The 19,645-nt window shown below is 70.8% G+C and carries 18 protein-coding genes and 2 pseudogenes; 10 read left to right on the forward strand and 10 right to left on the reverse strand.

The window, feature by feature from the left end; all coding sequences use genetic code 11:
- The first annotated feature begins 16 nt into the window (after positions 1-16).
- Positions 17-490 (forward strand): carboxymuconolactone decarboxylase family protein, encoded by a 474-nt coding sequence (locus ACZ4XD_RS08380; protein WP_468039451.1) that lies wholly within the window; start codon positions 17-19, stop codon positions 488-490.
- 80 nt (positions 491-570) lie between these two features.
- On the opposite strand, the gene ACZ4XD_RS08385 is transcribed toward ACZ4XD_RS08380, so the two are convergent.
- Positions 571-1,521, reverse strand: a complete 951-nt coding sequence (locus ACZ4XD_RS08385; RefSeq protein ID WP_468039453.1) for an SDR family NAD(P)-dependent oxidoreductase — start codon at positions 1,519-1,521, stop codon at positions 571-573.
- A gap of 268 nt (positions 1,522-1,789) precedes the next feature.
- Between ACZ4XD_RS08385 and sigJ the strand changes: the two genes are divergently transcribed.
- Positions 1,790-2,674, forward strand: a complete 885-nt coding sequence (gene sigJ, locus ACZ4XD_RS08390) for an RNA polymerase sigma factor SigJ (protein ID WP_468039455.1) — start codon at positions 1,790-1,792, stop codon at positions 2,672-2,674.
- 32 nt (positions 2,675-2,706) lie between these two features.
- On the opposite strand, the pseudogene ACZ4XD_RS08395 reads toward sigJ, so the two are convergent.
- Both ACZ4XD_RS08395 and ACZ4XD_RS08400 read right to left on the reverse strand, forming a co-directional pair.
- Positions 2,707-3,502, reverse strand: a pseudogene (locus ACZ4XD_RS08395) (S16 family serine protease).
- A gap of 217 nt (positions 3,503-3,719) precedes the next feature.
- Positions 3,720-4,742, reverse strand: coding sequence for a nucleotidyltransferase domain-containing protein (locus ACZ4XD_RS08400; protein ID WP_468039457.1), 1,023 nt, complete (start codon positions 4,740-4,742; stop codon positions 3,720-3,722).
- 119 nt (positions 4,743-4,861) lie between these two features.
- On the opposite strand from ACZ4XD_RS08400, the gene ACZ4XD_RS08405 reads away from it, so the two are divergent.
- Entirely contained in the window at positions 4,862-6,202 is a 1,341-nt protein-coding gene (locus tag ACZ4XD_RS08405; RefSeq protein ID WP_468039459.1) for an MFS transporter, read from the forward strand.
- 149 nt (positions 6,203-6,351) lie between these two features.
- Here the strand turns inward: ACZ4XD_RS08405 and ACZ4XD_RS08410 are convergent, their stop codons facing one another.
- On the reverse strand, positions 6,352-6,711 hold the full coding sequence (locus ACZ4XD_RS08410) for a GntR family transcriptional regulator (protein ID WP_468039461.1): 360 nt from the start codon (positions 6,709-6,711) through the stop codon (positions 6,352-6,354).
- 1 nt (position 6,712) lies between these two features.
- Entirely contained in the window at positions 6,713-7,711 is a 999-nt protein-coding gene (locus ACZ4XD_RS08415; protein WP_468039463.1) for a DUF1648 domain-containing protein, read from the reverse strand.
- 114 nt (positions 7,712-7,825) lie between these two features.
- Here ACZ4XD_RS08415 and ACZ4XD_RS08420 point away from each other — a divergent pair, with 114 nt between their 5' ends.
- Positions 7,826-9,355 carry a helix-turn-helix domain-containing protein gene (locus tag ACZ4XD_RS08420; protein ID WP_042159627.1) on the forward strand — a complete coding sequence of 510 codons (1,530 nt, stop codon included), beginning with the start codon at positions 7,826-7,828 and terminating at the stop codon, positions 9,353-9,355.
- Between the two features lie 138 nt (positions 9,356-9,493).
- Here ACZ4XD_RS08420 and ACZ4XD_RS08425 read toward each other — a convergent pair whose 3' ends face one another.
- The 3 genes from ACZ4XD_RS08425 to ACZ4XD_RS08435 form a co-directional block, all read right to left on the reverse strand.
- Positions 9,494-10,672 (reverse strand): tyrosine-type recombinase/integrase, encoded by a 1,179-nt coding sequence (locus ACZ4XD_RS08425; RefSeq protein WP_468039465.1) that lies wholly within the window; start codon positions 10,670-10,672, stop codon positions 9,494-9,496.
- 128 nt (positions 10,673-10,800) lie between these two features.
- Positions 10,801-11,103, reverse strand: coding sequence for a helix-turn-helix transcriptional regulator (locus ACZ4XD_RS08430; RefSeq protein ID WP_468039468.1), 303 nt, complete (start codon positions 11,101-11,103; stop codon positions 10,801-10,803).
- A gap of 421 nt (positions 11,104-11,524) precedes the next feature.
- Positions 11,525-11,788, reverse strand: coding sequence for a helix-turn-helix domain-containing protein (locus ACZ4XD_RS08435; protein WP_468039497.1), 264 nt, complete (start codon positions 11,786-11,788; stop codon positions 11,525-11,527).
- A gap of 280 nt (positions 11,789-12,068) precedes the next feature.
- On the opposite strand from ACZ4XD_RS08435, the pseudogene ACZ4XD_RS08440 reads away from it, so the two are divergent.
- From ACZ4XD_RS08440 to ACZ4XD_RS08455, 4 genes and pseudogenes are all read left to right on the forward strand, one after another.
- Positions 12,069-12,970, forward strand: a pseudogene (locus ACZ4XD_RS08440) (hypothetical protein).
- A complete protein-coding gene (locus tag ACZ4XD_RS08445; protein ID WP_468039470.1) occupies positions 12,967-13,665 on the forward strand; it encodes an ATP-binding protein in 699 nt (232 codons plus the stop codon). The pseudogene ACZ4XD_RS08440 and the gene ACZ4XD_RS08445 overlap by 4 nt, the downstream one beginning before the upstream one ends.
- A gap of 840 nt (positions 13,666-14,505) precedes the next feature.
- Positions 14,506-14,847 carry a plasmid mobilization relaxosome protein MobC gene (locus ACZ4XD_RS08450; protein WP_468039472.1) on the forward strand — a complete coding sequence of 114 codons (342 nt, stop codon included), beginning with the start codon at positions 14,506-14,508 and terminating at the stop codon, positions 14,845-14,847.
- A complete protein-coding gene (locus tag ACZ4XD_RS08455; RefSeq protein WP_468039474.1) occupies positions 14,844-16,559 on the forward strand; it encodes a relaxase/mobilization nuclease domain-containing protein in 1,716 nt (571 codons plus the stop codon). Before ACZ4XD_RS08450 ends, ACZ4XD_RS08455 begins: the two co-directional genes overlap by 4 nt.
- Here ACZ4XD_RS08455 and ACZ4XD_RS08460 read toward each other — a convergent pair whose 3' ends face one another.
- Positions 16,560-17,087, reverse strand: coding sequence for a flavoprotein (locus tag ACZ4XD_RS08460; RefSeq protein ID WP_468039499.1), 528 nt, complete (start codon positions 17,085-17,087; stop codon positions 16,560-16,562).
- 186 nt (positions 17,088-17,273) lie between these two features.
- Positions 17,274-18,551 (reverse strand): transcriptional regulator, encoded by a 1,278-nt coding sequence (locus ACZ4XD_RS08465; protein ID WP_468039477.1) that lies wholly within the window; start codon positions 18,549-18,551, stop codon positions 17,274-17,276.
- A 212-nt stretch (positions 18,552-18,763) separates the two neighbouring features.
- Between ACZ4XD_RS08465 and ACZ4XD_RS08470 the strand changes: the two genes are divergently transcribed.
- Positions 18,764-19,399: an ATP-binding protein gene (locus ACZ4XD_RS08470; protein WP_468039480.1), complete on the forward strand. Its 636-nt coding sequence runs from the start codon at positions 18,764-18,766 to the stop codon at positions 19,397-19,399.
- Complete coding sequence (locus ACZ4XD_RS08475) at positions 19,384-19,515, forward strand: albusnodin family lasso peptide (protein ID WP_468039483.1); 132 nt, start codon at positions 19,384-19,386, stop codon at positions 19,513-19,515. Before ACZ4XD_RS08470 ends, ACZ4XD_RS08475 begins: the two co-directional genes overlap by 16 nt.
- Positions 19,516-19,645: the final 130 nt, after the last annotated feature.

The following is a 19,645-nucleotide window of genomic DNA, read 5'->3' on the forward strand; positions in this document are numbered from 1 at the left end:
GCAAAAGGAGAGCCTCATGAATGCCCGTTTGGACGCCTTCAGCAGCCCGACCATCGGCAAGGTCTTCAAGCACATCGTCGCGGCAGGAAAGGTCCTTGAGGACTCGACGCTGCCGGTCGCGACGCAGGAGCTGGTGCGGCTCCGCGCCAGCCAGATCAACGGCTGTGGTTTCTGCACCGATATGCACACCAAGGACGCCGCGGCCGCCGGTGAGACCTCGGTACGGCTCAATCTGGTCGCGGCCTGGCGGGAGGCCACGGTCTTCACCGAGGCCGAGCGGGCCGCACTGGAGCTGGCCGAGCAGGGCACCCGCCTCGCGGACGCGGCCGGCGGGGTGACGGACGAGGTCTGGGAGAACGCCGCCAAGCACTACGACGAGGAGCAGCTCGCCGCCCTGGTGTGCGCGATCGCCCTCATCAACGCCTTCAACCGGGCGAACGTCATGATCCAGCAGCCGGCCGGCGACTACCAGCCCGGGCAGTTCGGGTAACGGCGAGGGCCGGGCCGGCCGGCTCGGTTGATGAGGAATGACCGGCCGGTCCTGCGGCCCCCGAGGCAGGCTTCGCTGCTTCACAGGGGACCGAGGACCGGGTCGACGCCGGTCAGGGCGCAGCTGGCGGTCCACAGGCGCGCCGCGGTGCCGGCCTCGGCCAGGTGCTCCCAGAGAGGTTCGGTCACGGGCCTGCCGCGCAGTCCGAACACCCGGGGGCCCCACAGCTGCCCGCCGCGCACGTCCGGGTCGAGCACGGCCCGTACGGCGGGCCACGCGCCGGATTCCTTGCCCTGGACGACCAGGCCGAGCGGCAGTCCGCGCAGCCGCTCGGCCGTCGTCCGGACCCGGAACGGCGGGCGGGAGGGGGTGAGCGAGTCGAGCGCGCCGCCGGGATGGACGACCACGCTCAGCGTCGTACGGCCCGCGGCGCGCAGCCGGCGGTCGAGCTCGACGCCGAAGAGCATCTGCGCCAGCTTCGAGCGCCCATAGGTGCGCTTGGGCCGGTAGTCGTGGGCGCTCTGGAGATCGTCGAGATCCAGGCGTTCGGACTTGGCCGCGAAGCTGCCGGTGGTGACGATCCGGCTCTCCGGTGTGGCCGCGAGCAGGGGTGCCAGCCACCCGGTCAGGGCGAAGTGCCCCAGGTGATTGGTCGCGAACATCAGCTCGTGACCGTCTCTGGTCTCCCGGCGCGGCGGATGATCGAGCGCCACACCGGCGTTGTGGACGACCGCGTCGAGACGGTCCAGGCCGAGCGCGGCCACCGACGCCTTGAGCGAGGCCGGGTCGGCCAGGTCCAGCCGCAGGTGCCGCACCTCGGCACCGGGTACGCGGGCACGGATCGACGCGGTCGCGGCTTCGGCCTTCGCCGGGTCGCGGCTGCCGAGCACGACCGTGGCCCCGGTGCCGGCGAGCTGCTCGGCGACGAAATACCCGATGCCCGCGTTGCCGCCGGTGACCAGGAAGCTCTTGCCCCCGGCGGACGGGAGCCGGTGCACGTCCCACCCCTGGGCCTGGTCTGCGGAAGGCATCGCGGGTTCCTCACTCTCGGACCGGTCTGGTGACGGTGGCCGGAACCGCACCTCCTCACCGGTGCCGTCCGTCCCTGCCACACGATTCCCCTGGCCACCGACACCGCGCCGACACCCGCTGTCCGCTGCCGACAACCGGCCGACACGCCACACGGCGCGCCGGGGCCGCGGGCCGGAGCCGTACACCTCCGCGAGCCTCCTCGTGTCACATTCGGCCGGTGATCTCCGTCAGTACGGTGACGGAGCTCGACGGGGAGGAACGAGACCCATGAACGACCACGAGTGGCTGGCCGAACGCTTCGAGGAGGAGCGCGGCCGGCTGCGGGCCGTGGCCTACCGCATGCTCGGCTCGCTGAGCGAGGCGGACGACGCCGTGCAGGAGGCCTGGCTGCGGCTGAGCCGGACCGGCGGGGACGACGTACAGAACCTCGGCGGCTGGCTGACCACGGTCGTCGGGCGGGTGTGCCTGGACCAGCTGCGGACGCGCAAGGCGCGGCGGGAGGACTCCCTGGAGGTGCATGTCCCCGAGCCCGTCGTGAGCCGTCCGGACACCGTCGACCCGGAGCAGGAGGCGCTGCTGGCCGACTCGGTCGGACTGGCGCTGCTCGTCGTCCTGGAAACCCTCAGCCCCGCCGAGCGGCTGGCGTTCGTCCTGCACGACATGTTCGCGGTGCCCTTCGACGAGGTCGCCCCGCTCGTCGACCGCACCCCCGCCGCCGCGCGGCAGCTCGCCAGCCGCGCCCGCCGCCGGGTCCAGGGCGCCACCCCGGCGCCCGACACCGATCTCGCACGCCAGCGGGAGGTGGTCGATGCCTTCCTCGCCGCCTCGCGCGGCGGCGACTTCGAGGGGCTGCTCGCGGTCCTCGACCCGGATGTGGTGCTGCGCGCCGACGCCGGGGGTGCGCCCGACGGACTGTCGAAGCTGGTCCGCGGAGCGCGCGCGGTCGTCGAGCAGGCGCTCACCTTCTCCCGGTTCGCCCCGTTCGCGCGCCCGGCGCTGGTCAACGGCGCCCCGGGCCTCGTCACGGCGCAGGGCGGGCAGCCGCTGGCCGTCATGGGCTTCACCCTCGCCCACGGGAAGATCGTCGAGATCAATATCCTCGCCGACCTCGCACGGCTGAGCCGGCTGGACCTGTCGATCCTCGACGGCTGACGGGACGGGCCGGGGCGGAGGGCGCGACCGGGTCAGCAGCCGGGGACCGGACCGCCCTTCGCCAGCGCGCGCAGGGCCTGCACCGCGCCCTTGAGGGTGGTGACGGGGACCAGCCGCAGCCCCTTCGGAGCGGGCTGCACCTGTGCGCACTCCGCCTTCGGCACGAGGAAGACGCTCGCCCCGTCGCGGCGGGCCGCCTGCGTCTTGAGCGGCGCTCCACCGACCGCGCCCACCGTTCCGTCGGCATCGATCGTGCCCGTACCGGCGATGGTGCGGCCGCCGGTGAGCTCACCGCCGCTGCCGTCGCCGGCCAGCTTGTCGACGATGCCGAGCGAGAACATCAGCCCGGCACTGGGCCCGCCCACGTCGTCGAGCCGCAGCCGCACCTTCACCCGCTCCGGGTCCCGGTGCAGAAAACGGAGCGCGGCCGTGGTCGCGGCCCGCTGCGAGGACTTCATGTCCGCGGCATTGTGCTGCGCGACCTCCTCCTCGGACCCGCCGGAGGGAAAGACCGCATCCAGCGGCAGCACCGCCCGGTCCGTACGGAACCACCCCTCGATCACCTCCCCCACGCGGATCTCGGCCGTGGGCGCGGTCGCCTGGATCGCCACCATGCGCAACTGCCCGGAGGTCTTGCGCACGGTGGCACCGCTCGTCGAGATGACCTCCACCGCCACCGTGCGAACCCAGCACATCCGTGGTCTGGCCCGGCCGCGCCACGGAGTACGGCAGCGGCGCGAACCCCGCGACGGCCAGCAGCGCGACGACGGGCACGGCGCCGAGCGCGCGGGCACGGGGGCGCGAGAGGGCGCGGCGACGGCCCGGGATTCCGGTGCGGGAGGGGTGCGGGGAGGGGCGTGGGGTCACAGCGCAAATTTAGGGGAGGGGGATGGTCCGGGTTCAGGGGGGTGGTGGGGTGGGTTGATGGCCGCGCGCGCCCAAGGTCCGACTGCGGGCGGCCCGTTGGACGAGCAGGTACGGGCGGCCCGTTGGACGCGCCTCTACGCGTGGCCCGTTGCGTGGAGGCCGGGCCTTGCGGCGCCGATCAGCTCCGCGAGGCCGGGGAGTTGTGGCCGTACGCCGCCAGCGTGCGGTCCAGGGCCGGGCCGAGGAACGCCCGGGTCAGGTCGGCGCGGCGGGTGAGCCAGTCGGACGGACGAGCGGGGCCGGGCGGCGAGGGCGGTGCCGCGGGCCCGTAGCGGCGGTTCCTGATGTCGGCGATGACCTCGTCCGGGGCGCCGAGTTCACCGAGGACGTCCAGCGCCTCGCCCTTGCTGATCAGCGTGCCGTCGCGGAGGGTCACCGTGGCGCGGGCCAGGACCAGCAGGCCGAGGTCGACCCAGATGTCCTGGAGCCACAATTCCGGGTCCTCCACGGCGGGCCGCCAGTAGTCCCGCAGATCGGTGCGGATGTGGGCGGCGAGCTGTGCGTCGGTCACCGGCGGGAGGAGGGCGGCGGGGGTGTCACCGTGAAGGACGCGTCCGAACGTGTGGAGTTCGCGGCGGGTGACCGGGGTGACCGTGCGGCGCATGAGTTCCCGGTGGGCCCAGGTCAGGTGGAGATGGGCGGGCTCGGCCGTCTCGTCGGCCGCCAGATAGCTACAGTGCAGCTTCGCGGCGAGGGGGTCGGTCCGGTCCAGGGTCTCGTGGAGCTCGCCCAGTTGCCGTTCCTCGTCCGCCGTACACGGCCGGTCGACGACCGCGATCAGATCGAGGTCACTGCGGCCCTGCTGGTAGTCGCCACCGCCGAGGGAGCCGTGGGCCCAGAGCGCCCGGAGAAGCGGGAGCCGCGTACGGAGGGCGGCCAGAAAGCGGTCCAGGAGCTCGGCCGTTGCCCGGTCGGTGGAGGGCGGGGCCGGGGCGCCGCGGTCGGGCGTGACGGTAACGCGGTCAGGGGTGGTGTGTTGGCCGGCGGGCCGTTCACCGGCGGGTCCTCCCCCGACGGCCCGTTCATCGACGGGCCCTCCCCCAGCGGTCCGTTCGTCGCCGCTACGTTCACCGCCGGTTTCGTTCACCGCCCCGTGCGGACCGGACTCGGGAGGCGGAGCGGGCGCGGCTCTGGACGTCATCACAGCAGTCTGGCCCCCAGAGGAAGGCGGCGACAGAGGGCGCCCCGCGCACCGCACGTTCTCAGCCGCCGCACGGGATTGCCGCACGCGGACGGACCTCCCGCTCCTACGCTGACGCCGTGACGGCCACTCCGGAACCCGAGCGCCCTTGCCCGTCCCCGCCGCCCGCCGCCACCGCCCCACCATCTGCCGGTCCGCCATCTGCCGGTCCGCCCCTCTGGCGGGACCGGCGGTTCATGCTGCTGGCCGCCGCCCGCACCCTCTCGGTCCTCGGGAACGGCTTCGCCCGGGTGGCGCTCTCCTTCGCGGTGCTGGCACTACCGGGGGCGGGACCCGGGCAACTCTCGCTGGTGCTCGCCTGCCAGGCGGTGCCACAGCTGGTGTTCATCCTGGCCGGCGGGGTGATCGCGGACCGGATGTCGCGCTCCCGGCTGATGATCGTCACCGATCTGGTCGGCGCCGCCGCGTACGCCGGCCTCGCCGCCATGGTGCTGACCGGGCACGCTCCCCTGTTGGCACTCTGCGCCCTGGCCGCGCTGGCGGGTACAGCCACCGCGCTGTTCTCCCCCGCGATGGACGGCGTCATTCCGCTGCTCGTCCCCGCCACGCGGCTACAGCGGGCGAACGGGCTGCTGCGGGTCGGCATGAACAGCTCGATGCTGCTGGGGCTCGCGCTGTCCGGTGTGACGGTCGCCGTCGTCGGCGCCGGCTGGGCCCTGGCGCTCAATGCCGCGTCGTTCGTGGTGAGCGCGCTGCTGATCCGCGGCCTCCGGCTGCCCGCGCGGGCCCGTACGGGGGCATCGGGGTGGGCCGATCTGCGGGACGGGTGGCGGGAGTTCGCCGGGCGGCAGTGGCTGTGGGTGGTGGTCGCGCAGTACTCGGTCGTGGTCGCCGCGCTCAACGCCAATGCCGGAGTGCTGGGGCCGCTAATGGCCGAGAACGGGCTGGGCGGGGCACGGTCCTGGTCGCTGATCGTCGCCGCGCAGGCGCTGGGCACGATCACCGGCGCCGGGCTGGCCGCCCGCCTCCGGGTACGCCGGCCGGTGCTGACCGCCGTATGGGCCACCTTCCCGCTGGCCCTCCCGATCGCCCTGCTCGCGGTGCGGGCGCCGGTGCCGTGGATCGCGCTCGCCATGTTCGCCTCGGGCATCGCCGCCGACATCTTCGGTGTGCTGTGGGCGACCACCATCCAACGGGAGGTCCCGGAGGCGGCGCTGTCCCGCGTCAGCTCGTACGACTGGTTCGGCTCACTGGCCTTCGCGCCGCTCGGCCTGCTGATCGCCGGACCGGTCGCGGCACGCATCGGCATCGGCCACGCCCTCGCCGGCTGCGCCGCGCTGATCGTCCTCGCCTCGGCCGCGGCCCTGCTCTCCCCCCAGGTACGCGGTATCCGAGCGCCGGAACCCTCGCCGACGGACGAGGATCGGCGCGAGCACGAGGCGAGCAAGCAGCCTCACTGAAGCCGCGACGCGGTCGCGCCCGAAAGGGGCGCGGGGAACCGCGCGACCGGCCACACCACAGCCGCAGACACAACAACGCCCCCTCGCCGAGGGCTTGGCGGCACCCTCAGCCGTGACGACGCACCCGGCGGGGCACCCGCCCCGCCCTCTCACCGCCCCGCGAGCCCCGTCCGCACCACCGTCACGATCTCCTCGTCGGAGAGCCCCAGCCGGCGGGCCTCCGCGATCAGCCGCTCGGCGGTTTCCCCGAGGCGGGCGCGGGCGGGCGCGGCGGCGCCGATGACCACCGCACCGCGCCCGCGGCGGAGTTCGATCAGCCCCTCCTCCTTGAGGCGTTGATAGCCGCGCAGCACCGTATGGACGTTCACGCCGAGGGACGCGGCGAGCTCACGGGCGGCCGGCAGCCGCTCCCCGCTGTTCACCGTGCCGTCGGCGATGGCACCGCGGACCGAGGCCGCGATCTGGTCGCCGAGCGGGACGGACGACCCGGGGTCGACCCGGAAGAGCATTTCAGCCTCCTTGCCGCGCCCGCGCGCGGTCCGCATACGTGTTGAGCAGCGCCGCGGCCGTCGCGGCATCATCGACCGTCACCGCGAACTCCCGGCCGTTGGTCAGCCGTACCACGAGGCCGTCGCCCGAGCGCAGTACGAGGCCGCTGGCGCCGGCCCGGATGCGGTAACCCCAGCCGCCGAACTCGGCGAAGCAGGCGATCCGCCGGCTGCCGGCCTCGGCGACGCGGTCCACGGGGATGCGCCGGAAACGGCAACGCGAGGACAGCAGCGTCGGCGCGAGGGTCAGCCCGCGCCGGTCCACGGTCACCCGTACCGAGGCCAGGGGCAGCGACACGGCAGCACCGAACAGCAGGCCCGCGCTCGCGATCCAGTCGGCGAAGAAGCCGAGGAGGAGCCCGCCGATGAGCAGCAGAACGCCCAGTACGACCAGCGGCGGCGAGCCGACGGTGCGCGACCAGCCGGCCGTGGCGGTGGCGGGAAGGCCGAGCCGGGACACCGCACCGCGCGGCCGCCGGGGCGCGGCGGGCGCCGCGCCGGCGAGCAGCCGCCCCAGAGCCCCGGCGCACAGCGCCACCGCGAGGGCGAGGAACAGCTCCCACTGCGGCACCCGGACGGCCGAGGCATCGGCCGCGTCGACGTTGTTGAGCAGCGTCATGCAGTCGGCGTAACCGGCGACGGCAGCGGTGGCGTAGCCGCCGGCGATCACCCACGGCACCTCGGGAGCCGCCGGCCGCAGCTGCACGAGGAAGCCGAACACGGCGCCGAGAAGCAGGAACAGGGCGAGGGATCCGGTCAGAAAGCCCTGGACGGAGGTGAAGCCGTCGGCCTGGCCACCGCCGAACCGGAAATGGGTGGCGAGCGGATCCGGCAGCCGGCCGGACACCGCCGTATGGATGCCGGCGAACGCCACGATCACGGCAAGGAAGGGACCGGCGGCAACCACGGTCCGCGACGACGCGTCGGTCAGACGCGGGACAGAACGCAGCACACTCTTCATGACTCCCCTTGTCACTCCGTGACTCCGACTGCGCTTCAATTGTTCGCATAGTAGTAGAACTACCCGACACACCACAATGAAGCATCCATCTCATATCTGAGATACGGTCACCCCATGGCAGACGACTACCTCGTACGCATCGGCAGGCTCATCCGTGACGCCCGACAGCACCGTGGCTGGACACAGACGCAGCTTGCGGAGGCTCTGGGCACCAGCCAGAGTGCCGTCAACCGCATCGAACGCGGGAATCAGAACATCAGCCTTGAGATGATCGCCCGTATTGGCGAGGCACTCGACAGCGAAATCGTCTCGCTCGGCTACGCCGGGCCGATGCATCTGCGGGTGGTCGGCGGACGCCGGCTCTCCGGCAGCATCGATGTGAAGACGAGCAAGAACGCCTGTGTGGCACTGCTCTGCGCCACACTGCTCAACGCGGGCCGCACAACTCTGCGCCGGGTGGCCCGTATTGAAGAGGTCTACCGCATCCTCGAAGTGCTGGGCAGCATCGGCGTACGGACCCGGTGGATCAACGACGGCAACGACCTGGAGGTCATCCCGCCCGCGGAACTCGACCTCGACTCGATGGACACCGAGGCCGCCCGCCGCACCCGCAGCGTCATCATGTTCCTCGGCCCGCTGCTGCACCGGATGGACCACTTCAAGCTGCCGTACGCGGGCGGTTGCGATCTCGGCACCCGGACCGTGACCCCGCACATGACCGCGCTGCGCCACTTCGGCCTGGAAATCACCGCGACCGACGGCACCTATATCGCCGAGGTGGACCGCACCGTCGCCCCCAAGCGCGCGATCGTGCTGACCGAACGCGGCGACACCGTCACCGAGAACGCACTGCTGGCCGCCGCCCGCCACGACGGCGTCACGGTCATCCGCAACGCCTCCTCCAACTACATGGTCCAGGACCTGTGTTTCTTCCTGGAGGAGCTGGGCGTACGGGTCGACGGTATCGGCACCACCACCCTCACCGTCCACGGTGCCGCGCACATCGAACGCGATGTGGACTTCGCCCCGTCCGAGGACCCGGTCGAGGCAATGAGCCTGCTGGCGGCGGCAGTTGTCACCGAGTCCGAGCTGACCATCCGCCGGGTCCCGGTCGAGTTCCTGGAGATCGAACTGGCCGTCCTGGAAGAGATGGGCCTGGACCACGAACGCAGCCCGGAGTACGCCGCCGACAACGGCCGCACCCGGCTCATCGACCTGACGGTCCGCCCCTCCAAACTCCAGGCACCCATCGACAAGATCCACCCGATGCCCTTCCCGGGGCTCAACATCGACAACGTCCCCTTCTTCGCGGCCATCGCGGCCAGCGCCCAGGGCCAGACCCTCATTCACGACTGGGTCTACGACAACCGCGCCATCTACCTGACCGACCTCAACCGCCTAGGCGCCCAGGTCAAACTCCTCGACCCGCACCGCGTCCTGGTGGACGGCCCCACCCGCTGGCGCTCCGCAGAAATGATGTGCCCCCCGGCCCTGCGCCCCGCCGTAGTCGTCCTCCTGGCCATGATGGCCGCCGAGGGCACCTCCGTACTCCGCAACGTCTATGTCATCAACCGCGGCTACGAGGACCTGGCGGAACGCCTCAACTCGATCGGGGCCCAGATCGAGATCTTCCGGGACATTTGAACTACGGATGCCGCCGCACCCTTTCTGACCTGCGTGAATACGGGCCAGGAGGGGGTGCGGCGGCATGTCTGGGACTTCTCTGGGACTTTGGGCCTGCGGCGGGGCTACGGGTCACGCTTCGCAGGCGCTGCCGACCGGCTACGGCTCCGCGAAGATCGCGTCGATGGCGGCGCCGCCGCGTGCACCGGCGCGGGGCAGGAAGTGCGCGTACTTCCGGAGCGTGAAGCCCGGGTCAGAGTGGCCGAGCCACCTGGCCAGGGAGACGACCGACTCGCCTGCCTCCAATTGCTCGGAGGCATAGAAGTGACGCAGGGCGTGATAGCCGTGCTCCCGCGAGGGCTCCCAGACGCGGGATCCGTCCGGTGCGCTCTCCTCCAGCGCGGCGATCACGCCGACCTCGGCCAGGGCGGGCTTCCAGACGTAGGAGTTGAAGTAGTTCCGATTGATCGCCTTATGCTCGCGGCCCGTCACCAGGAGGTTGTACGTCCTGGGCCGACGGTGCTTGGCTTCTACCGGGGTCTGCGGCGGGCGCGGATCGTCCCATGGCATGGTGACCGGCACGGGTGCGAGGAACTCCATGTGCTGCCGTAGTGCCTTGGCCACGCTTGAGGGCAGGGGCACGTCGCGGACCTTGCGCCCCTTGGGAAGCGCGAAGCACAGCTTCGTCCGCACCATCTTGACCTGGCGCCGGACATGGACGATCTCCGAGTCGCAGTCGACGTCCTCCATCGACAGGCCGAACGCCTCTCCCTGTCGCAGGCCGAGTCCAGCGCCAATCTCGACGAGCACGCGGTAGCGGTCCGGGGTAGCTGCACGTACGGCCAGCACGCGCTCGGGCAGCCATGCCTCGACCCGGCCCGGTGCAGCCGCCGGAGGGCGAACTGTGCTCGCACGGCACGGGTTACGTGCGAGGCGTCGGTCTTCGACAGCGGCCTGGAGAACACCAGACAGTGTGGCCCAGACGAGACGGATGGAGGTGGGGCCCAGGTCCTTCTCGAGTCGCTTCTTCCAACTCCGCAGCACTTCGGTACCGACGCCATTGAGCGGCAGGGCACCGAGGTGCGGGACGATGTGCCGGCGGACCCGTTGCTCGATGCGTTCGAGGGTGGACGGGTCGCCACCCTGGGTGGGCCACCAGTGGGTCGCGATGTAGTCCTTGAGGGAGATGGCTCCATCGCGTGGATCGACGAACTCGCCCCGACGTGCGTCAGTCTGGGCCTGGGCGAGCCAGGTCTTGGCGTCCTGGAGTGCGTCGAAGGAACGGTCCTTGACGCCGGGGATGCCCTTGACGCGGTAGCGGGTGCACTTGCCGTACATGGCCGTGCGTTCACGCTTGCCGGTCGTCGGGTTGGGGCGCTTCTTGAGCCACCGGTCCTCTATGTAGCCGGTCAGGTGGAACTCCTTGATGTAGAGGATGGAGACGGCGTTCTACGGCGCTTGGAGCGTCAAGCGCTGGTGAGGCGGGTGGGCCGTTCCTGACGAGGAGCGTTCAGCGGGTTGAGAGCCTCGTTCGAGCGCGAGTCGGCCTGCTCCTGCTCGCGGACCCAGGCGTCGAGGGCTTCCAGTCGGTACATCACGCGGCCTCGTGGACCCATGCGGAAGCTCGGAGGTCCCTGTCGACGGTGGCGCCAAACGTAGAGGGTGTGGGGTGAGAGGCCGAGGTACTCGGCGGCGTCCTGCACGGACAGGAAGGCCGTGTGTAGGGCGCCCGGGGAGGCTGTGGGGGCACGCAAAGATCGGTCAGGCATAGGAGGTTCTCTGTGAGGTACGGGAGGGAGCGGACCTTGAAGGACCGGTTCGTCATGCGCGGCACTCGCAATCGGTGAGCCAGTTCTCCGGATGATCGCGGAGGATACGCAAAATGACGTTCGGAAGTTTCACCCAGCGGGGCACCTGGCTCTTTTATCGCCGGTCATAGAAAGTCGACCGGGAGACCTGAACCTCGGCGCAGAGTTCGTCCACGGTCATCTTGTCGCGCGAGCGGCTGGAGCCATTCATCAGCACCCCGCCTCCTAGTTGTCGAGGGGGTTTCGGGCAGGGCTTATGAGGGGTTGGGGCAAAAGGGTTTCCTCGCATGGAAAGAGCGGATTACCGAAAGAAGGCACGACGGGGTGCCGGAATATTCAATGATGCGGAGCATCGCCGGTTTGGCCAACCGGCGATCGTCGGCTATGTTTCCGCCCGCTCCGCATGGCCCCGGTCTCGCGGAGAGCTGGCGAGGAGGGTGTGCGGGGCGGCTCCGAGCGCAGTGGCGATGGCGACGAAGTCGTCGATGTCGCAGCGTCGTACTGTGCGTTCGATGCGGGAGAGCGCGGTGGCGGCCATGGGTCGGCCGAGGGCGGTGACGCGGGCGGCGAGCTGACGCTGGGAGTAGCCGCGGGCGGTGCGAGCGTGCACGATGGCCCGAGCGGCGGCCTTTCCTGCGGGGCCGATTTCAAGGGAACGCGGTGGCGTGGATGTGTTGTAGCTTGCGTTCCCTGGCGACGGGAACCCTTTCCCGTCTGCTGTGAGCGATGCGCCGAGCGTCAGAGATTTCGAAGGGCCGATTTCGGCAACCGGGGGTCCGGGTCTACTGTTTTCCGACCGGCCTGCAAGTAGTACAGAGTTCGAGAATCAACTCTGGACTTTTGCGCCCCTGGTGTGGCTGTCTTGTCCATGTCCCCGGCACCGCCGAATTCTCTGCCCCGATTTGCGACGAAGGTGGTCGATCGACATCGCCCGTATCCGCACCATCAAGCCCGAGGCGTTCCACTCGGAGTCCCTCGCGGCGGTCTCCCTGTCCGCCGAGCGGACGTTCTTCGGCTTGCTCACCCAGGCAGACGACCACGGCCGGTTCCGCGACCAGCCCGCCGTCATCGCCGGCCTGCTGTGGTCCCTGCGCCCCGAACACGGCCCTCTGGGCGTCGAAGACGACCTCACCCAGCTCCACACTGCCGAGTTGATCTGCCGTTACCAAGGCGCCAACGGCAAGCGGTACCTGCACATCGTCACCTTCGCTCAGCACCAGAGGATCAACCGCCCCAGCGGGGTACGGCATCCCGACTGCCCCCACCACGATCAGGGCGTTCCGCGTGAGCCCTCACCGCCGACGCACGCACCCCTCACTGAGCCCTCCGCACCGGCTCCCGGAGGAGTCACGCAGGACGCAGTGAGTGACGAATCCGCAGGCCAGGGGCGATTCAGTGAGTCCTCATCGCCGATGCAGGGAGGCCTCACGGAGCCCGCGACGAGTGCTCACGGTCCGGATCTAGGATCTAGGAACAGGGATCTAGGATCTACTCCGTTGGGGGGCGCGAGCGCCCCCGCGCCCCAGACCGTCTCGGCGAAGGACCTCATAGGCGAGTACGCCGCCGCCTGCAGCCACCGGCCGCCTGCGGGCGTGCTCGGACACCTCGGCAGCGAGGTCAAAAAGCTCCTCGGCGAGGGCATAGACCCGGCACACATACGTGCGGGTCTTGACCGTCACCGGGCCAAGTGCCTGCACCCCAGCACCCCAGCACCCTGCCCAGCCTCGTCCACGAGGCCATGAACGCCGCCCCGACCGCATCCGGCGCCGTCCACCGGTCGTGGACGAATCCGTCCGACGTCGCCGCCGCCTACGGGGGTGACCTGTGACCGCCACCCTCACCCACGCCCCAGACCGCATCGGCCCGCTCGCCGAGCGGCTCGGCGCCATCCTCACCGCACGCGGCATCGACCCCGAGGCAGCCACCACGCAGGAGCCACCGAGTGAACCGGTCACCGCCCTGGAGCTGGCCGATGCCCGCATCCCCGCCCGATACCGCCGCGCCCTGGGTGACCACCAACAGGTCATCGCCTGGACCGAGGCGATCGCCGCCGCCGGACGCCCCGGCCCCAGCGGCGCACCGGGCATCGCCGAAGGCCCCTCCCTGCTGATCGTCGGCCCCACCGGTACCGGCAAGACCCACCAGGCATACGGCGCCGTCCGCACCCTGCTCACCGCCGGAGTCCGGCTGCGCTGGGAGGCTGTCACCGCCGCCGACCTGTACGCCCGCCTGCGCCCTCGCTCCGGCCACGACGCCGAACGCGACCTGCAGACCCTGGCGACCTGCCCGCTGCTGCTCCTGGACGACCTCGGCGCGGCCAAGAACAGCGAGTGGACCGAGGAGCTCACCTACCGGCTCGTCAATCACCGGTACGAGCACATGCTCCCCACCCTCATCACCACCAACCTCCCCACCGACGCCCTCCGCACCGCCCTCGGCGACCGCATTGCCTCCCGCCTCGCCGAGATGACCGAACGCGTCATCCTCACCGGCTCCGACCGCAGGCGCCGGTCCCAAAACTGACGGTCCCGGGGACCAGTCCCCAACGCACAAGGGACCGGAAGCCCCAGACGGTTCGGGACCGTGCACCATCGGCTCAGGGGACCGAGCAGGGACTCACCAGGGGACCGGTCCCGCTCGCAGTCCCCGCCGGAAATGGTTCCCCTGACACTCCGTCGGGGACCGGTCCCGCCAAGAACCGGGGACCGGTCCCGGTCGAAAGTTGGGACCGGTCCCCGGACGCTTCGGGGACCGGTCCCCATCGGACACAGCAGATTCGGGGACCGGTCCCAACAAAGGCGCAGGTCACCCCGCCTAGGGTCACCAAGCCCCGGTCCCCGAACGGGGCTGATAGGGCAAACCGAGGGCGGGGACCATCGCGGCACTGCCGACCCCCGCGCTCGCGGTAAAGGGAAGCCAGGCACCAGAAGCGCGGTCCCCGAACGCAGTGATTCGCGGGGACCGATCCCATCGCCGCCCGGTCCCTGAGACAACCGCGTCCGGCCCCGTTCCCGACGACATCTCGCGCGCACAACCACTACGCGCTCCCAACCGAGTTCCCCACACGTCCCACTCACCCAGAGAGACCCATGCACCACTCGCGCCACGAAACCCCCACCGATCCCAACGCGGAAGCCGCCATCCCAGCCCCAGGCGGAGCAAGTTGTACCGAGCAATGCTCCCGGAGTTCCCGCCCCGGGGGTGGCGGGAGCGGACCGGCGCCAGGGGGCACCGGACTGGCAAGCTGCGGCCGAGGGCGGACCGCAGCCTGAAGAGGGACAGCAGCCCGAGACCCTCTCGCCGAAGCGTCAGCGCACCCGTCAGCCGAAGCCACTCAAGCGCCTGCACCAGCCCAGCTGCCGCATGAACGAGCCCGAGTACGCGCGCTTCACCGCCGCAGCCGCCCACTGCAAGATGACCAACGCCGCCTTCCTCGCCTACGCCGTCGACAAGGCTGCCCGCGACCTGACCCGCACCGCCGCCGAGATCGCCACCGAACGGGAAGTCCTCGACGAGATCTTCGCCGCCCGCCGGCACCTGGGCCGCATCCACGGCCTCTTCAACCAGGTCGCCAAGGCCCTCAACTCCGGCGCCGACACACCCCACCTCAACGCCACCGCACAGGCGGTCCACGACGCGGCCCGCCGCATGGAGGTAGCCGCCGACGCCCTCCTCGCCCACCGCGACGGCAGCGCCCCGGCGTGATCCCCAGCATCCACAAGCGCGGCAGCGAAACGATCGGCCTGATCCGCTACCTCTACGGCCCCGGCACCCACGAGGAGCACATCGACCCGCACCTGGTCGCCGCCTTCGACCCACTCACCCCCGACCCCGGCCGCGACCCCAACGCCACCTACGAGCAGCTTCAGCGCCTGCTCGACCAGCCCGTCAACGCCCTGACCAAGAACCGTCGCCCCGACAAGCACGTGTGGCACATCTCCGTGCGGGCCAGCCCCGAGGACCCGGTGCTGTCCAACGAAGACTGGGCCGCCATCGCCCGCCGCACGGTCGCCGCCACCGGCATCGCCCCCGACGGCGACGAGCAAGCCTGCCGGTGGGCGGCCGTCCGTCACGCCGACGACCACATCCACATCATCGCCACCCTCATCCGCGACGACGGCCGACGCCCCCGCCTCCACAACGAAGCCCGCCGCGCCCAGGCCGAGGCCCGCCGCATCGAGGCCGACTACGGCCTCCGCCGCATCGCCGGTGACGGTACCGCCGCCAAGCGCCCCACCAGCGCCGAGCGCCACAAGGCCGAACGCCTCGGCCAGGACGCCACCTCACGTGACCTCCTTCGTGAACGCGTCCATCGGGCGCTGGCCGGGGCCGCCGACGAAGCCGAGTTCTTCGACCGGCTCGCCGCCGAAGGCGTCCGCATCAAGAAGCGCATCGCGCCCTCCGGCGACGCGCTCGGCTACTCGGTCGCCAAGGTCGGCGACCGCAACAAGGCTGGCGAGCCCATCTGGTTCTCCGGCTCCAAACTCGCACCGGACCTTTCCCTGCCCCGGATCCGCGAGCGGTTCGCAGCCACCACGGACATGCCCGAGCCGCCCGCGGTCCTGGAACTCAGCGGCGCCTCCGCACCGGCCCGTGCCCGCCACTTCGCCGCCGAGGCCACCGACTCGGCCCTGACATCCCTCACAGCCGGCGACGACGGTGCGGCAGCTGCTCAGCTGATCGGGGTCGGCGAGGCCCTCGATGCGCTCGCCCAGACCTCATTCGGCCCCACCCAGACCGAATTGCGAGCGGCCGCAGTGCACTTCGAGCGGGCCACTCGCTCGCACATCCGCGCCGAGAAGGAGGAGATGTACGCCCTGCGCCGCGCGGCGCACCAGATCGTCCATTCCGGATCCGCTCTCAGCGCCGGACAGGACGGCGCCGCCACCGCCTTGGTCCTCGACCTCATGATCCTGACCGTCGTCGCGGCCGCCCGCTGGCACGCAGCCCGCGGCCACACCCAGCAGGCCGAGGCCGCCCAACAAGCCGCATCCCACCTGCGCGCCGCCTACCAGGCAACCGCCGCCAGCCCGCTGGCCGCCATGCGCGCCTACGGCCAACGCCTGCCTGCACAGTCCCGGCGACACCACGCCGCCACGGTCCGAACGGCCCTCCCCCACCTCGCAGAGCACCTCCAAGCCGAGTCTGGCTGGGACGCGCTGGCCGCCGTGCTCGACCAGGCCGAACGCGCCGGCCACGACACCGCTGCCCTGCTGGCCAGGGCCGCTGCGCAACGGGAACTGGACAGCGCCGACTCGATCAGCGAAGTCCTGGTCTGGCGGTTGCAGCACCTCGGCTACGTCGCCCAACTCGCGTCGGTGCCCAGGTCCCAGCATGCTCGTACCGAACCCGCCCCTGCTGTCCCTGCCGCTGTCGGCGTCGCCCACCAGGAAGCGAACCGGCCCCGGCGACGGTAATCACGCCCGCCCCGACACCTCCGGAGCGAGCAGCTCCAACGCCTCCTCCCAGTGGAAACGGTCCGCTCCGCCACCGGCCTTCGGCCGGTGGGGATCGTACGAGCCGATAAAGACGCCCATCTCGCGCAACCGCTCCAGACTCTGCCGGTACGCGGGATGGGCGGCCTGGGCCGCGTTCAGGTACGGGAGCACGGCGGTGGGGATGCCGAGGCCGTACGCCTCGCACAGGATGCCCACCGCGAGGGTGTCGGAGATCCCGGCCGCCCACTTGTTGATCGTGTTGAAGGTGGCCGGGGCGACCGCAATGGCGTCAGCGGGCGGCAGGGGCCGGGGACCGCCGGGTGAGCGCCAGGCCGAGCGGATGGGATAGCCGGTCTGCGCCTCAACCGCCGAGGCGTCGATGAAGCCGAGCCCGTGTGGAGTGGCGATGACGCCAACGTCCCAGCCCTGCTTCTGCGCGGCGGTGATCAGCTTGTGCACGTCGCTCGCGATACCGGACGCGCACACGACCACATACAGGAACGGCATCTTCGGCTGATCGGGCTGATCACTCACGCACGGGCTCCCGGTTGGCTACTGAATGGGTGCCGTTCCGGCAGGGTGCGGCGGCGGTCATTGGCGGCCACGTCAGCAACCAGTCTCCGCACAGCAAGCCGGCTGATTCCTAGGCCGCGCAGCCTTCTCTGATCCGCAGGGCCTGGTAAACGACCGTGTTCAACTGGCCAGCGCGTCGCCAAGTCTGCTGTGGGCACTGCCCACAAGCAACTGATGCAGGACGTCGGCGCGGGAGCGGATCAGGCCGTCTCGGTACGCCAAGGGAAGCCGTTGCCATACGTCAGCGGCCGCATCTGCCGCTGCGGAATCGTGCCCGTCGACCTTCAGGCAGGTCGCGGCATCCATGGCGAGCAGTGCGCGGGTCATGACGGAGGGCGATCGGGTGAGGAAGAGCGCCGCTTCCTGTTCGGCGTGCGCTTCGCGGGTCCGTCCCATCAGGGTGAACGCCTGGGAGAGGTGGACGTGGTGCTTCTGGAGGGGGTAGCCGAACCAGGTGTCGGCACCTTGGGCCGCGTCCAGGCGCTCGGCGATGGAGCGGGCGTCGGCGACCGCGCGCAGGGCGCCCTTGTGGTCTCCGGTGGAAGCGAGGGCTCGCGCAGTGACGGCGGCTGCTAGCGCGGCTGCGGCTGTTGGGGTCCGTCCGGCCTCGGCGCGGGCGCGGACGGCAAGTTCAGCGGCAGCGTTCGGAGCGCCGTAGTTGAGCGGGACCATGGCGTGCCGGGCCAGGCTCCAGGCCAGCATGTGCCGATCGCCTGACTCTCGTGCGGCCTGTTCGGCGGTGGCGAACCAGCCGAGCGAGTCCCGCTGGTCACCGCGGTCGTGCTGGATGATCGCCACCAGGCCGGTGATGCCCGCAGCTGTGCGTGCGAGGTCTGCACGGGCAGATGCCCGGTGTGGACGGCTGAGCCCGTCCCGCAGGAGGTCGAGGTCGTTTCTCATCTGGGTGAGGACGGCGCCTGGCGGGCGGCCACGATAGCCACCGCGGTTCCGCTCGAATGCTCCTTGCAGGTAGTCAAGATCGCCAGTATCAGCGTTGGAGAGGCCGGCGTTGATGCCCTGTCGTGCCTCCGCGATACCCGGCAGGGCGACTGCTCCTGTCGCTCCCGCCGCCACCCCGAGAAACTGCCGTCGTTTCACCGCCGCATCCTCCTCTCCCTCGACACCGGCTCGGCGCTGCGACCTGCGGTAGCGCCTGCTCGCCGCCACCGCACGAACGATCTCTTCCACAGAGCGTCCGTAGACCTCTGCCAGCAGTTCGTGCCATATCGGTGTCGGCAGACGGCGCTCGGTCTCCCAGCGCTTCAGGTTCTCCGGGTCGAACCACTTTCCACCCTGGGCTTCTTGTAATGCCAGAGCCTGCTCATCGCGTGTGAGCCCGGCCGATTCCCGGATCCCTCTCAGCATGGCGCCGATGCCGTCTGGTGCCATCATGCCCATCCCCCAAGCGTCTGACAGTCCTGAGCCCATTCCTGGCCCCCCAATGTGGCCCCCTGCGCGAAATCGCACCCCTCGCTGGCACCGGACCGTTCTGCCACAGGCGAGTTGACTGGGCCTCAGCCAAGCAGGCGGGCAGAAGACGTTCAATCCCCCCGCCTCCCGGGCTCCTGCGCCTCAATCCCCGGTCCGAAGTCCGTTGGAGGGTCCTCGCCATGCGCGTGTACAGCCAAAGTTTCTTTCTGGTCCGCGACCCGACCTCGGTGCGGCTCAGCCGTCGCCGCCTCCGCGATTTGGCCGAGAACTGGGGGCTGCGCCTGAACGAAGCCTCCGACACAGCGCTGACCACCGTGCTCTCCGAACTGGTCACCAACGCGGTGCGGCACGGCACCGGCGCGATGCTCACCATCGGAGTGCGCGCCAACCTCAGCCGGCGACGGGTCCTGGTCGAGGTCTACGACGGCTCGCGCATCCTTCCCGCGCCGCGCTGCGCGGCTCCGGAGGACGAGACCGGACGCGGTATGGCGCTCATCGACCGTCTGTCCGTCTGCCACGGTGCCGAACGAACCACCTGCGGCAAGTGCGTATGGGCAGAGATCGCCCTGCCCGCACAGCGGCTCACGCGCCGCCAGCTCATTCTTCGCCCCGGTCGCGCCGCCCGAGCCGTCGCCCGTCGCCTGGCCTCGCCCCGCCGACCCCCGAGACCGGTGTCGGGAGGACGTCGCGCTCGCCATGGCCGGCACCCCAGCCCCCAGTCCTCTTCGACACTCCGCCCCGTCGAGAGGGCCTGGCAGCAACACCCACCGCACATTTCACACAGAGAAGGAGAGTCTCCATGCACGACCAGCTGAACACGCTTCCGACCGAAGAGAACGACCTGGTGCCCATCGAGATCGGTGACGCGGCAGAGCTGACCGAGGGACAGGGCGGCGGCCATAGCGAGGACAAGCGTCGCGCCTACAACTGACCGATGAGTGCGGTGGGGGGGGGGGGGGGGGGGGGACAGCACGGCGGTCGGCAAACTCGGAGGGGGTGTGGTGTTTTTCGGGGTTCGCCATCCTCCCCACCCCCACCCCCTCCCCCCCCGGGCGAAGGAC

It is taken from the genome of Streptomyces sp. NPDC029466, assembly GCF_055574515.1.

What these genes read in the sequence shown, in the direction of transcription:
- ACZ4XD_RS08400 (WP_468039457.1), bottom strand. Translation starts at nt 4,742, where the DNA reads ATGACGTCCAGAGCCGCGCCCGCTCCGCCTCCCGAGTCCGGTCCGCAC.
- ACZ4XD_RS08385 (WP_468039453.1), bottom strand. Translation starts at nt 1,521, where the DNA reads ATGCCTTCCGCAGACCAGGCCCAGGGGTGGGACGTGCACCGGCTCCCG.
- ACZ4XD_RS08460 (WP_468039499.1), bottom strand. Translation starts at nt 17,087, where the DNA reads ATGCCGTTCCTGTATGTGGTCGTGTGCGCGTCCGGTATCGCGAGCGAC.
- ACZ4XD_RS08475 (WP_468039483.1), top strand. Translation starts at nt 19,384, where the DNA reads ATGCACGACCAGCTGAACACGCTTCCGACCGAAGAGAACGACCTGGTG.
- ACZ4XD_RS08410 (WP_468039461.1), bottom strand. Translation starts at nt 6,711, where the DNA reads ATGCTCTTCCGGGTCGACCCCGGGTCGTCCGTCCCGCTCGGCGACCAG.
- ACZ4XD_RS08415 (WP_468039463.1), bottom strand. Translation starts at nt 7,711, where the DNA reads ATGAAGAGTGTGCTGCGTTCTGTCCCGCGTCTGACCGACGCGTCGTCG.
- ACZ4XD_RS08430 (WP_468039468.1), bottom strand. Translation starts at nt 11,103, where the DNA reads ATGCCTGACCGATCTTTGCGTGCCCCCACAGCCTCCCCGGGCGCCCTA.
- ACZ4XD_RS08465 (WP_468039477.1), bottom strand. Translation starts at nt 18,551, where the DNA reads ATGGGCATGATGGCACCAGACGGCATCGGCGCCATGCTGAGAGGGATC.
- ACZ4XD_RS08420 (WP_042159627.1), top strand. Translation starts at nt 7,826, where the DNA reads ATGGCAGACGACTACCTCGTACGCATCGGCAGGCTCATCCGTGACGCC.
- ACZ4XD_RS08425 (WP_468039465.1), bottom strand. Translation starts at nt 10,672, where the DNA reads ATGTACGGCAAGTGCACCCGCTACCGCGTCAAGGGCATCCCCGGCGTC.
- ACZ4XD_RS08470 (WP_468039480.1), top strand. Translation starts at nt 18,764, where the DNA reads ATGCGCGTGTACAGCCAAAGTTTCTTTCTGGTCCGCGACCCGACCTCG.
- ACZ4XD_RS08450 (WP_468039472.1), top strand. Translation starts at nt 14,506, where the DNA reads ATGAACGAGCCCGAGTACGCGCGCTTCACCGCCGCAGCCGCCCACTGC.
- sigJ (WP_468039455.1), top strand. Translation starts at nt 1,790, where the DNA reads ATGAACGACCACGAGTGGCTGGCCGAACGCTTCGAGGAGGAGCGCGGC.
- ACZ4XD_RS08380 (WP_468039451.1), top strand. Translation starts at nt 17, where the DNA reads ATGAATGCCCGTTTGGACGCCTTCAGCAGCCCGACCATCGGCAAGGTC.